This is a genomic window from Streptomyces sp. NPDC111507 (assembly GCF_055638955.1).
This window is the reverse complement of the sequence record NZ_JBVKBU010000006.1, coordinates 1-12,710: the sequence shown is the minus strand read 5'-3', so window position 1 is coordinate 12,710 and position 12,710 is coordinate 1. Positions and strand designations below refer to the sequence as shown.

The window sequence follows — 12,710 nt, the reverse complement described above, 5'->3', positions numbered from 1 at the left end:
ATGACGACGACTGACTACCTCATCTCCGCCGCCCTGATCCTTCTGGTGATTCCGCAGATGCGCGGCGGCCGTCTGACGCCCCGCACGCTCCTGCTGCCGCTGGTGTCCGTCAGCGCCGCGGCCGCGCACTACCTTCATTCCTTCCCGACCGAGGGCCACGACGTCCAGCTGGACCTCTTCGGCGTCACGATGGGCATAGTGCTCGGACTGGCCAGTGGACTGGCCACCCGCGTCAGCCTGACCGAGGACGGCGCCGCGTACTCCAAAGCCGGGTGGCTGGCCGCCCTTCTGTGGGTGCTGGGCATGGGCGCGCGCTCGGCCTTCGTGTACTGGGCCGAGCACAGCGGCGCTCACACCATTGCGCAGTTCAGCCGCGACAACCTGATCACCGGCACGGCCGCCTGGACCGCAGCGCTGCTGCTGATGGCCGTCACTCAGGTGGTGTGCCGCCTGGTGGTGGTGCGCGTCCGGGCCTACCGGCTTACCTCCCCCCTTGCCGCCCCCGCCGTGGCCTGAAGTGTGGCACCCAGCAGACCGCCGCTCGCAACACACTCCGCCCCTGGCCCGGTTCCGCGTTCGCGGGCCCGGGCCGGGCTTTGCGATCAGCGGCGCAGCGTGCATCTATTCTTCAGAAGTGACGGACACACTTCAGCCGACGGGCCAGGTCAGTCCACGGCTGGCCGTGGCTCTTGCCAGTGCCCGGGAGCGACGCGAAGGCAGGGGCCGGCGTATGCAGCCCGTGTTGTGGGGGGTCATGGCCGCCATCGCCGTCCAGTCCCTGCACGCTTCCCCCGCCCCCGGCGTCAGAGGCAGGCACCTGGCAGTCACCCTGGTGCTCGTCGGCTGTCTGCTGCCCATGGCCGCGGCCGCGTCGAACCTGTGGCCCCTCACCGGTCGCCCTGCCCGCTGCCTGGTGTTCTGCGTGCTGGTGGACGGCTTCGGGTTTGCTCTGGGCATCCTGCAGCCCGGCTCGATGTCCACCCTGCCACCGTCCGTCGTGGTCCTGACGGCCTTCCTCATCCTGGAGCGACGGGCGGCCACCGTGCTCGCGGTCGTCGTCATGGGCTGTCTGACCGGCGCGGCGGCCGCCGGGTTGGACGGCGGTACCGACAACTTCCTGCATCAGGTCCTGTTCGGCGTCCTCCTGGCCGTCGTGGGCATCGTGGTGCGGCAGTCGATCATCAACGAGGTGGCCGTCACCGTGCTGCTGGCCCAGCTCGAGGACGCCCGGGAGGCGGAGACCGAGGCGGCGGCGCTGGCCGAACGCACCCGTATCGCCCAGGATCTGCACGACGTGCTCGCCCATACCCTGTCCGGACTGGCCGTGCAGATACAGGCCGCCCGGCGGATGGCCCGGCGCGACCAGGCGAGCGGGGATCTGCGGGGGCTGCTGGACCGGGCCGGTGGGCTGGTCAAGGACGGTGTGGCCGACGCGCGCCGGGCTGTGCGGGCGCTGCGCGGCGAGCGCGTGCCCTCTCTCGAGCGGCTGCCCGAACTGGTCGAACGCTATCGGGTGGACCTGGAGCTCGACGTGACCCTGTCCGTGATGGGGCCGCACCGGGAGCTGCAGCCCGACGCGGGTGAAGCCCTGTACCGCGGTGTGCAGGAGGCGTTGACCAATACGGTCCGCTACGCACGCGACGCGCAGGCCACGGTGACGCTCGTCTATGAGCCCAGTGCCACAATCCTGACCGTCGAAGACCGCCGGACCGGGCCGGGACCGGTCCGGGCGGCACTGGTCGAAGGCTCCGGCCTGGGGCTGACCGGCATGCGCGAACGCGTGACCGGGGTCGGCGGCACCATGCACGCGGGGCCGACAGCGCACGGATGGGAAGTACGGATGGAGATACCCGCGTGACGGAGCCCGGCGAAACGGCATCTGACGGCGAGAAGATCAAAGTACTGGTCGCGGACGATCAGCAGATCGTCCGCAAGGGCCTGGTCCTGCTGATCGGCATGCTGGACGGCATCGAGGTGGTCGGCGCAGCCCGGGACGGTGCGGAAGCGGTGCTGCTCGCCGGACAACAGGCCCCGGACGTAGTACTGATGGACCTGAACATGCCGGTCCTCAACGGTGTCGCGGCCACTGCGACACTGCGTGAGCAGGTACCCGGCTGCAAGGTACTCGTGCTGACCACCTACGCCGACGACGACTCCGTCTTCCCGGCACTGCAGGCGGGAGCGCGGGGCTATCTCACCAAGGACGCCGACGACGACGCGATCGAGGACGCCATCCGCAGCGTCCACGAAGGCCGTATCTGGCTCGATCCTGAGGTACAGGCCCGCTTGGTCACGGCCGTGCAGACCAGCGAGGTCGCACCGCCCGCCGCGCAGCGACAACAGGCCCACACGCCGCAAACTCCCGCACCTTCCGACGTTCTGACCCCGCGCGAGACCCAGGTACTCATCCTCATCGCCCGGGGCCTGTCCAACGCGGAGATCTGTGCCCGGCTCGTCGTCAGCCCGGCCACAGTGAAGACGCACATCAACCGCATCTTCACCAAGATCGGCGCAGCCGACCGTGCCCAGGCCGTCGGCTACGCCTATCGCAACAACTTGGTCGAGCCCTGGGACTAGGGCCCTTCTGATGGATCTCCGCGGCGTCGCGACGCCCGGCACTCCCCCACTGCCTGAAGGGCGCGGGGGCCCCATCTCGCCGCACCGGACACAGACCCAAGTACGTCCAGTACGCGGGCCTGTGCCCGGCACACCGAGAGCGCGTACCGGACGCCGCTCCTTCTCCCACGGAGATCCATCAGAAGGGCCCTAGCGGTGGTTTGTTGGACCGGGATGTAGAGGATCAGGGGTCTGCCCGTGCCGACGGTGTTGATCAGTTCCTGTAGTGCTGCGGGCGGAGGCTTGGTTGTCCAGGCCCGCCAGCAGCGTTGCAGCGTGGCCCAGGGCATCAGCCAGCCACGGACGGCGCGGATGCCTTCCCGTGCCGAGGAGCACAGACCTTGTCGCTTGACGAGCACAGTCGCCGGAACGTGCTGAAGGCCGGTGCAGTCGGCGCCGCCGTGGCCGCGTCGGGCGGCATGGCGCCGCTCGCGCTTGCTCATCCGGCCGCCGAGGCGGAGACCGCGCTGCCGTCCCCGGCCTCGACAGCCGAGGTGGCACTCCGCGTCAACGGAGTTCCGCGTCACGTAACGGTCGAATCCCGCGTCACACTGCTCGACGCGCTCCGTGAGCGTCTGGGCGTGACAGGGCCGAAGAAGGGCTGCGACCGCGGTGAATGCGGCGCCTGCACCGTCCTCGTCGAGGGCCGGCGTGTCAAGTCCTGTATGACACTCGCTGTCATGGAAGAGGGCCGTGACATCACCACAGTCGAAGGCCTGGTCCGCGGGGACGAACTGCACCCTGTGCAGGCGGCGTTCATCCAACGGGACGCCATCCAGTGCGGGTTCTGCACATCCGGGCAGATCATGTCGGCCGTCGCCTGCATCGAAGAAGGCCACACCGGGTCCGATGCCGAGATCCGTGAGTGGATGAGCGACAACCTGTGCCGGCGCGGCTGTTGTCCGAACATCGTGGAAGCAGTACGGGACACCGCGAAGGGAAGCAAGCTGTGAAGCTCTTCGACTACGCGCGTAGGGCCCGGTCGACGAACGGGGAGAACACGAGAACGCTAGGCGCCTAGCGGGTTGACAACATGTTAGGCGCCTAGCAAAGTATGTCAGGTACCTAGCGATGTCTGACGGGGTGCCGCCGCCAACTCTCGGCCGGTCCTTGTCACGCCCGGCCGAAAGGTGAACACGTGAGCACAACGACTACGGCGACGAGGCTCCTGAACCCGGCCCAATGGGCGGGCAGGATCTGGACGGGCGAGTGGACGTCCGGAGCGGACGGCGAGCACTCCGTACACTCGCCTTCGACGGGCATGCTCCTGGCGACGATCGGCTTCGCCTCCCCCGATCAGGTCGACGCCGCCGCCGAGGCGGCCGCAGCGGCCCAGCAGGATTGGGCCGCGCGCAGCTACGAGGAGAGAGCCGCTGTCCTGCGGCGCGCCGGGGATCTCTGGCACGCCCATATCGACGAGGTCACGCAGTGGCTCAGGGCCGAGTCCGGCTCCGCCGCCGCAAAAGCCCGGTTCGAAGTCCAGACGGCGGCGCAGGAGTGCTACGAGGCTGCGGCCCTGGCTTCCGTGCCCTACGGCGAGGTCCTTCGCTCCACCCAGCCCCGGCTCAGCCTCAGTCGCCGCTTCCCGGTCGGGGTGGTGGGAGTGATCGCACCGTTCAACGCCCCGATCGTCCTGTCGATCCGCGCCGTGGCGCCGGCCCTCGCGCTGGGCAACGCGGTTCTCCTCAAGCCGGACAGCCGAACGCCCATCAGTGGCGGTGTCACGCTTGCGGCCATCTTCGAGGAGGCCGGACTGCCGCCGGGTCTGCTCCAGGTGCTGCCCGGCCATGGGGCCTCCACGGGCGAGCGACTGATCACGACCCCCCGTACACGGGTGATCGCGTTCACCGGCTCGACCGGCGTGGGCAGGCGTGTGGGCGAGCTGGCGGCGCGCCATCTCAAGCGCGCTCATCTCGAACTCGGCGGCAACAACGCACTGATCGTGATGGACGACGCGGACCTCACCCGTGCTCCGAGCGTGGGCGCGGCGGGTTCCTTCATCCATCAGGGGCAGATCTGCATGGCGACCGGTCGGCAGCTGGTGCACGAGTCAATCGCGGACGAGTACGTGGCCAGGCTGACCGAGCGCGCGGAGGCACTGGTCGTCGGGGACCCGGCCGGCCAGGAACCGGTCCAGCTCGGGCCCGTCATCGATGAACGGCAACGCGACGGCATCCATGCGATCGTCACCGACTCGGTCGCGGCCGGCGCGAAACTGCGCGCAGGGGGCTCGTACCAGCGCCTGTTCTACCGGCCCACGGTTCTGGACCACGTCACACCCGATCACCGCGCGTTCCGTGAGGAGATCTTCGGTCCGGTGGCTCCGGTCATCCGCTTCTCCACCCTCGACGAGGCGGTCGAGCTGGCGCGCGACACCGAGTACGGGCTCTCCCTCGGCATTCTCACGCGTGACGTGATGCGCGGCCTGCAACTCGCCGACCGCATCCCGTCCGGGAACGTGCACATCAACGACCAGACCGTGAACGACGAGGCGCCGGTCCCCTTCGGTGGTGTCGGCAATTCGGGCACCGGGTCGCGTCACGGCGGCCACCTGGCCAACATCGAGGCGTTCACCGAGACGCAGTGGACGACGCTGCGCGGCGACCTCGCTCACCACCCCTTCTGACCGGTAGGGCCTGTCCGTCCGAGGAGGACACATGATGAACGGCGTACTCGCCGATGTGCTCGACGGGGCACCCTCGCTGTCACTGGCCGAGCGCGACCGCCGCTGGACCCGGACCCGCGCACTGATGGACGAACTGGATCTCGATCTCATCCTGCTGGGCGGGTTCCGCAGCCGCGACCACTACGAGCACTACCTGAGCAACGACTACACCGAGGGCATCGTGCTCTTTCCTCGCGTCGAGGCGCCGGTCACGGTGACCTGGGGAGGCACGCGCATCTTCCGGGCCGAGGACAGCTTCGCCCGCGGCGTGGCGCGCTGGATCGCCCGGTACTACACCGGCCTGGACGGCGCTGCGGTGGCCGGATTGATCAAGGAGCTGAGCCCGCGCGGCCGCATCGGAGTCGTTGGTCTGGAGACGCAGACCGCGGGGGAGTTCAGTGGCTTCGTTCCCGCAAGGTTCTGGATCGATCTGACCGAGAACCTCGCCGGCCGGGAGACCGTCGACATCTCGTGGAAGGTCAACGAGATGATGCTGCCCAAGAGCGACGAGGAGCTCGCGTTGGTCCGGTGGGCCGCGAGCGCGGCAGAGGCCGCCTGCCAGGCGATGCTGGAGACGGTCGCTCCGGGAGTTCCGGAGACCGAGATCTATGCCGAGGTGCTCGCCACACTGGCGCGCCACGGATGCGGGGTGCGGTATCCGACGCTGATCCTCAATTCGGGCTATCCCAGCCTCGCGTGGGGGCCGCCCCGATGGACCACCACGGCAGAACCAGTGCGTCGTATCGGCACCCGCGATCTGGTCATGGCCGAGATCTTCCCCACGTTCGGCAACGCCGAGGTCCAGGTGCAGATGTCGGTCGCCGTCGGCAAGCCCCAGGCGGCTGTCGCCCAGTGCGCGGCCGTGGCCCGTGCCTCCTACGAAGCGGGGCTGTCGGTCCTGCACGCCGGCATCACCTTCCGTGAACTCGTTCACGCGATGGAACAGCCCCTGAAGGAATCCGGCTGCTGGGCCCTGACCCCGCTGGTACACAGCCTCAATCCCCAGGCATTCCTCGGCTTCACGCAGGTCAACGACCAGCATGCCGCCCCGGTGGCCACGCTCCCAGGCCCCCCGCCGCGGAACCTGCCGCAGCTGACGGGCAACGACCTGGTCCTGCCGGCCGGTGCCACCCTCGCGTTCGAGCCCAATGCCTGCATCGGGCGCACGCGTGTGGTCTCCGGCGGTACCGTCATCGTGACAGAGAAGGGGTACGAGGAGACCAACAGCCTCCCCTGCCGGATGCGGACCACGTATGCCTAGCCCTGTCAGTCTCGGCGCCGACGGCAGCACCGCCGTCGCCACCCGCAGCGGTCCGCGCCTCGCCAGCCGTTTGTCCATGCCATATACCCGGCGATAATCGTCAGGTGACTAACGAACATCCTGGCCCCCACCCTGATTCCCCCGGTGTCTGGGCGAAGAAGTACCACATGGCCTCGCGCCTGGTGATCGAGTCCGTGCTCCGTCCTTACGATCTCGGACCCACCCAGTGGTACGTCCTGCACCAGCTCGCCAACAGCGGGGCCACGCCACAGCGCGACCTGGTGCGCATGCTCCAGGTCGAGCGCGCCACGCTCACCGGCGTGGTGGCCGCGCTCGTCCGCAAAGGCCTGGTGGAACAGACACCCGATTCCGCCGACCAGCGGCAGAAGGTGCTGTCCCTGACCCCGACCGGCGCCGCGCTCTGGCGCGACCTGCCCGACCCCATCGCCCGCATCCTCGAGGTCGCTTTCGACGGTGTCTCACAGACGGACATCGACACGGCCACACGGGTGCTCCGCACAGCCACAGGTCGACTCACCGACCTGCTCTCAGAAAGAAGAGAAACATGACCATCCTGATCACCGGCGGTACCGGACTCGTCGGAACCCGCCTCCTGCGCCGCCTCGTGGCAGCGGGCCTCGACTGCCGGGCGCTGGTGCGCGCCGGCAAGGAAGTCCCGGACGGCGTGGCCACTGTCGAGGGCGACCTGCTCGACCCGGTCTCGCTGCCCCAAGCCGTGCAGGGCGTGACCACCGTCATCCACCTCGCGGCAGTCCTGCGCACCCCCGACCCGGACCAGATCCAGCGGGTCAATGTGGACGGCACCCGCAACCTCGTCGCGGCGCTCCAGGCCCATGCCCCCGACGCGCGCGTAATCATGGCCAGCACCAGCCTCGTCTACGACGCCGACCTCTCCGGACCCGCTCGCGAGGACGACGCCACCAACCCCAAGCAGCCCTACCCGGCGAGCAAGATCGTCGCGGAACAGGTACTGCGCGACAGCGGACTGACGTGGAGCATCCTGCGCCTCGCGTTCGTCTACGGCGACGCCGACGACCACCTGCAGTCCGCCCCCCGGCTCCTGGGCTCCTGGAACTGGCACCCCGCCAAGACCCTCAGCCTCGTCCACCACCAGGACATCGCGGTCGCCGTGCAGCTCGCCCTCACCGGTGCGATGGACGGGCGCACGGTAAACATCGCCGACGACGCCCCCGCGACGGTGCTGGAGATCGCGCGTCTCCTCGGCGTTGAGTACCAGGAGTCGGCTGAACCGCTGACCAACCCCTGGGAGGGCCACCTCGACGGTTCACTCGCTCGTGAACTCGGCTTCACCCCGACCGTACCGGGCATGTACCGGTCCGCGGCAGCCGGAACCCTGTAAGACGCCTACCGCCTCATCCAGGAGGGCTCCGCAGCGCTCGGCGCGGAGGCGCTGCGGATGCAGCAGGCGGTGGCCGCCGTCATCGCCCGCTCCCGCGACGCGGGGGTGAGCCTGGCGTGAACGGCCTGCTGCTCGCCGTCCTACCTGTATTGACCACGAGCGATATTGACGGTGGGCCGTGAAGCCGGGGTCAAGGTTTGTCGGGACCTGGGAAGCCGGGCGTAGGCGCCGCAGCGGGCATCTGCAGCGGCTACTGGCAAGTGAGGCCATCGAGATTTGCGGAATATCCAAGGGGCCGAGGGTGTGCCGAGAGGGTCCGATGAGACGGGGCCCCTGTCCGGCTCAGTCATGCCTGTCGCGTTCTCTCGGCTGGTCCTCACGTTTGCTTCTGAGGTCTAAGGCCGTCGAGGAGGATGTCCAGGAGCCGATCGGTTGTGACCGCGTGGCCAGACTGGTGCGCGACGGTGAAGATCCCGATCAGGCAGGCTGCAACCTCTTCGGCGGTGACATCGGGCCGGAGATCCCCCGCAGTGCGGCCTGCGTCGAGGATCGTTGATATCGCGTTCAGAAGCTCGTCCCTGGTTTGGGCGTGGCCGACCGCGCCGGACTCGATCAGGGTCGGGAGGGTGTCGAGCATGCCGTTCTTCGTCGCGATCCAGTTGCCGAAGAGGTCCATCCAGCGGCGCATCGCAACCGCCGGAGCCACGTCGGCGAGCAAGTCCCGCGCGCCGCTCGTCAGGCGGATGACCTGGTCGCGGTAGACGGCCTCCACGAGGGACTCGCGGGTCGGGAAGTGACGGTAGAGCGTTGCGATGCCGACGCTGGCCTCGCGGGCGATAGCACGCATGGACGTCTCGGCGTCAGGCGAGGCGAGCACGCGCGTGGCGACTTCAAGCAGCTGTTCGCGGTTGCGGGCGGCGTCGGCCCGCGTCGCCCGCGGCTTTGAACTCGTCAAACGGATCACGCTCCGGTTATGCTGGATTCCATAAGCGGAGCATAGTCCGTTTTAGGTGACTCCAGGAATCACGAGGAAGCGAGCAAGACATGCAGCAACACGGTGACGCACTCCGAGACGGTGCGAGCAGGGCTGTCCTGCTTGATTCGTTCGGCGGCCCGGAGGTCATGGCCCTCAAGGAGGTGCCTGAACCTCAGGCGGGCGATGGGCAGATCCGCGTCCGCGTGTCGGCAGCCGGGCTGAACCCGATGGACTGGTTCATGACCTCCGACGCCGAGACCGCGGCGCGGTTCGGCCTGAGCCTGCCCTGCGGGTTCGGGACCGACTACGCCGGAGTCGTCGACCAGGTCGGCGCCGGCGCGAGCGGCTACACGGTCGGCGACCGCGTGTTCGGGGCGGCCCTGTCCCGGGCGGTCGCCGACTACGTTGTCCTCGACGCGAACGGGAACATCGCGAGCGGCATTGCCCACCACACTCCGGATGGCGTCGACGACCGCACGGCCGCCACGCTCTCGATCGCGGGCAGCACCGCGTCCGCCGCTCTCGACGTCCTTGGCCTCGGCCCGGACGACACGGTGCTGGTCGGCGGCGCGGGCGGCGGGGTCGGCGTGTTCGCAGTCCAGCTGGCGCGGATCGCGGGTGCGCGCGTCATCGGGACCGGCTCGCCGTCATCGGCGGAGTATCTGCGCAGCCTCGGCGCAGAACCGGTCGCCTACGGAGAGGGCCTGGCCGACAGGGTCCGGAACCTCGGTGCGGGCTCTGTCACCGCTGCGCTGGACCTGCACGGGACGGACACGGTGCACGTCGCTCGCGAGCTGGAAGTTCCGGATGACCGCATCTGCACAATTGCGGGCCAGGTCGACGGCGTTCCCGCCGCCAACGGCGCCAACGCCGCGCCCGACGCACTCGAGAACATCGCGCGCCTTGTCGCGGCCGGCCGTCTGCCTGTACCCATCGCAGCGACCTACCCAGTCGAAGATGTCCGCGCGGCCGTCGAGCTCCAGGCGGCCCGACACGTCCGCGGCAAGGTCGTCATCGACCTCTTGCCTCAGCCCTGACAGCGCGTGCCCAGCCCAGGATCGGCCGACGCGGCACGCAGACACCCCTTGAACCCCGTCCCCTGCAGAGGTCCTCGTGCCCCACCCCAATGCCCGGCTGACCGTTCACGGCAGACGGCTCCTGGTCGACCGGGTCCGCTCTGGCTGCCCTGTCGCGCATGTGGCCGACGAAATGGGCATCTCCCGCGCCACAGCCCACAAGTGGGTGCGCCGCTGGCGAGCCGAGGGCGACGCGGGCCTGTACGACCGCACAAATCCGGTCGATCAGGTGGTGGCGGTGCTGGCCGAGGTCGGTGTTGCGATGCGCGCGGGGCAGGTGGCCGAGCGGCTCACCCTCACCGACGCCGAGGGGCCGATGCGCAGCCGCGACGTTTGCCGGATCCTAGATCTCGGCTTCGAGCCCAAGACCATCGAGAGCATGCGCCACAAGCTCAAGCGCCCTTTCAGGGGTTCCAGTCCACCACGACGTGCGCGCGGTCGAAGCGTTTCGCGCTCAGGTCGTCGTGTTGGATCGCCCAGAGGATGGCTGCACCGGCTCCTGGCCTGTCGACGTGGCATTCGGCGAGCAGGGCCCAGTCGTCGGCGTTGGGTGAGGCCTTGCCGGGGCCGCGCCGTTTCCCTGCTTGTTCTGCCTCGAGGGCGAAGAAGACGACTGCTTGGAGGGGATCGCCTCCGTTGAAGTCCGTGCCGTATCCGCCGATCAGCAGCTCCGCTCCACCCCACTGGTCTGCCCATATCTCGGCCAGTTCCTCGGAGTGGGGGTGTCCGGGCAAGGGCGTGGACCACGGTGCCTCTGGGAGCTCGACCTCGCCGACGAAGGGGAGGGAGACGTCGGCGGTGAGATGTATTTCGCCCTGCGGGAGTTGCTGGTAGATCGCGGCGTGCTCCTCGAGGGGGTAGTCGGCGGGGTGTGTCGCTCGTTGTTCGACGGCGGCGTGTGCCGGCACGTACATCACCTCGCCCATGGAGTCGCTGTTGCCGTCGGAATCGGGAAAGGCGAACAGCAGCAGGTGGCCGTCGGCCGGTAGGGGAAGATCGGTCACGTCGGTCGGTAGTGTTGCGCAGTCGACGGTGGCGATCAGGGGAAATCGAGGGTCCTCGGCGTCGGTGGGGAGTATGACGGGACCGCCGAATCGGCCCACGACCGGACCGTCCCCGCCGGTGGCCAGAAGTGCGCAGGGGCGGGCGAGCTCTATCCATCGCTGCACGTCGGCGGCCGGGATGCTCCGGTCGAGTGCCTCGTTGCGGACCTGATCGAGAACCTTTGCGTTTCGGGGATCCATGGAAGAACCGTAGCTAAGAACCCGACGCTGCCGGAGCTTCGGAGTGTGTCGGATCCCCGCTACCAGCAAACCCACGACCTCACCGCATGACCAACAGGTGATCCGTCACTCAAGAAGAAGCACACCCACCGCTGACAGACGATCTACGCGGCAGACAACCGCCCACCACCAGCCCGAGCACTCCGAGGAGACGTCACGCCAGCACTTTGACCAGCAACTTCAAGATGGCGACAGCTCATGAGTTACGAGTCCCGTCCGAGCCCTGCTTGAGTTGCTGGCACTGCGGCAATCGATGGCCGCCATGTCCAGGCCTTCCCCCGTCAGATTCTGCGTGTCGAACAGAAGAGGAAAAGCACTGGCCAGGACGACCCGCAGGAGGTACTCAGCTCACCGCCTGGGGAGCAGGGAGTTGAGCCGCGTGAACAGCTGCTCGGCTCGCGTGACCGTCGCTGCGTCAATGCCCGAGGCGAGAGTGGCCTGCTCCCGGAGGAGAACGGCGGCCGGCTTGTAGTGGTTGAACCGTGTGGCGATCTTCCGCTTCCTGAACACCGCATCGACCTGCCGGACGACCCGAGGATCCTTGGCGTTGAGTTCCGAGGCACTGATGGGCTTGGTGAGCTGGGAGGCGTAGGCCCGGTTGACGAGTTCGAGGTAGAAGTCCCGGTCGAACAGGTCCTCCACATCTGCGTCGGCCGTGCCGGTGAACTCGCTGATCTCGACGAGCCCGTTCCTGGCGAGCTGGCCGTTGTCCCGAAGGCGCTGGACGGCCCCGACGTCCTTGGTACTTGAGTCGACGAGGACGGCGACGTTCAGCTTGTTGGCGCCCAGGAGGGTCACGAAGGTGGACAGCTTTCCGGAGCCGCCAATGGGCGTCTTGACCCAGCGCGGATCAAGCCCGGTGGAGCCGTTCACCTCGACGACGTCCGTGAGGACATCGAGGTAGATCAGGTCGCTCGGACCTTCGAGCAGCAGGGTGTGCTCGCCGACGAACAGCGTCTGCGTCATCTCGACGCCCATTGCGGCAAGGAGTGGGAAGGCGGTGTCCTCGTCAGCTTTGAAGATCTCCGAGGAGACCTTCGCCCCGCCGCGCTCCATGTCGATGACAGTCCGGACCCTCTGGAGGTTTCCGGGGTCGACCATGAACGGCGAGTGGGTGGTGTAGAGGACCTGATGCTTGGGGGCCAGCCGCTCCTCGATCAGGCGAAGCAGATCTGCCTGGGCCCGGCCGTGGAGGGACAGCCCCGGCTCGTCCAGGAGCAGGATCAGGTCCGTGGTGCCCGCCGCTTCCAACTCGTTGAAGTAGGCGAGGAAGGAGAAGAACCAGACGAACCCGCGGGACCGGTCGTCAAAGGGAACGGAAGCCCGGTGGCGACGATTGAAGACACGTACCTGAAGGACTAGTACTCCAGTTGCACTTCTCCATTTGTCCTGGTCACAGGGTCTTTTGTGAGTCTAGTGAGCTGACGCTCCATCAGGGTGGTGGTGGTTCGT

Annotated in this window: 11 protein-coding genes and 2 pseudogenes; 10 read left to right on the top strand and 3 right to left on the bottom strand. The window is 68.2% G+C overall.

Annotated elements, in window-relative coordinates; all coding sequences use genetic code 11:
• The 8 genes from ACZ7M2_RS24240 (at position 1) to ACZ7M2_RS24205 (ending at position 7,923) form a co-directional block, all read left to right on the top strand.
• Positions 1-516 (top strand): hypothetical protein, encoded by a 516-nt coding sequence (locus ACZ7M2_RS24240; RefSeq protein WP_471597037.1) that lies wholly within the window; start codon positions 1-3, stop codon positions 514-516.
• A gap of 214 nt (positions 517-730) precedes the next feature.
• Positions 731-1,858 (top strand): sensor histidine kinase, encoded by a 1,128-nt coding sequence (locus ACZ7M2_RS24235; protein WP_471597036.1) that lies wholly within the window; start codon positions 731-733, stop codon positions 1,856-1,858.
• A complete protein-coding gene (locus ACZ7M2_RS24230; RefSeq protein WP_362329806.1) occupies positions 1,855-2,577 on the top strand; it encodes a response regulator transcription factor in 723 nt (240 codons plus the stop codon). Before ACZ7M2_RS24235 ends, ACZ7M2_RS24230 begins: the two co-directional genes overlap by 4 nt.
• Positions 2,578-2,957: 380 nt before the next feature.
• On the top strand, positions 2,958-3,569 hold the full coding sequence (locus ACZ7M2_RS24225; protein ID WP_471597035.1) for a (2Fe-2S)-binding protein: 612 nt from the start codon (positions 2,958-2,960) through the stop codon (positions 3,567-3,569).
• 185 nt (positions 3,570-3,754) lie between these two features.
• Positions 3,755-5,242: an aldehyde dehydrogenase family protein gene (locus ACZ7M2_RS24220; RefSeq protein ID WP_471597034.1), complete on the top strand. Its 1,488-nt coding sequence runs from the start codon at positions 3,755-3,757 to the stop codon at positions 5,240-5,242.
• Between the two features lie 31 nt (positions 5,243-5,273).
• Positions 5,274-6,542, top strand: coding sequence for a M24 family metallopeptidase (locus ACZ7M2_RS24215; RefSeq protein WP_471597033.1), 1,269 nt, complete (start codon positions 5,274-5,276; stop codon positions 6,540-6,542).
• 104 nt (positions 6,543-6,646) lie between these two features.
• Complete coding sequence (locus ACZ7M2_RS24210; RefSeq protein WP_471597032.1) at positions 6,647-7,111, top strand: MarR family winged helix-turn-helix transcriptional regulator; 465 nt, start codon at positions 6,647-6,649, stop codon at positions 7,109-7,111.
• Positions 7,108-7,923 carry an NAD-dependent epimerase/dehydratase family protein gene (locus tag ACZ7M2_RS24205; protein WP_471597031.1) on the top strand — a complete coding sequence of 272 codons (816 nt, stop codon included), beginning with the start codon at positions 7,108-7,110 and terminating at the stop codon, positions 7,921-7,923. Before ACZ7M2_RS24210 ends, ACZ7M2_RS24205 begins: the two co-directional genes overlap by 4 nt.
• Before the next feature lie 376 nt (positions 7,924-8,299).
• Here ACZ7M2_RS24205 and ACZ7M2_RS24200 read toward each other — a convergent pair whose 3' ends face one another.
• The gene (locus ACZ7M2_RS24200; RefSeq protein ID WP_362329809.1) at positions 8,300-8,887 is read right to left on the bottom strand and encodes a TetR/AcrR family transcriptional regulator; all 588 of its coding nucleotides are present in this window, start codon (positions 8,885-8,887) and stop codon (positions 8,300-8,302) included.
• Positions 8,888-8,967: 80 nt separating this feature from the next.
• Here ACZ7M2_RS24200 and ACZ7M2_RS24195 point away from each other — a divergent pair, with 80 nt between their 5' ends.
• Together ACZ7M2_RS24195 and ACZ7M2_RS24190 are read left to right on the top strand one after the other, a co-directional pair.
• Complete coding sequence (locus ACZ7M2_RS24195) at positions 8,968-9,936, top strand: NADP-dependent oxidoreductase (protein WP_403381063.1); 969 nt, start codon at positions 8,968-8,970, stop codon at positions 9,934-9,936.
• Positions 9,937-10,012: 76 nt separating this feature from the next.
• A pseudogene (locus ACZ7M2_RS24190) lies at positions 10,013-10,192 on the top strand (helix-turn-helix domain-containing protein); the annotation flags it as partial.
• Between the two features lie 187 nt (positions 10,193-10,379).
• Here the strand turns inward: ACZ7M2_RS24190 and ACZ7M2_RS24185 are convergent.
• Entirely contained in the window at positions 10,380-11,219 is an 840-nt protein-coding gene (locus ACZ7M2_RS24185) for a DUF1963 domain-containing protein (protein WP_471597030.1), read from the bottom strand.
• A gap of 387 nt (positions 11,220-11,606) precedes the next feature.
• Positions 11,607-12,590 (bottom strand): annotated as a pseudogene (locus ACZ7M2_RS24180) (ATP-dependent nuclease); the annotation flags it as partial.
• Positions 12,591-12,710: the final 120 nt, after the last annotated feature.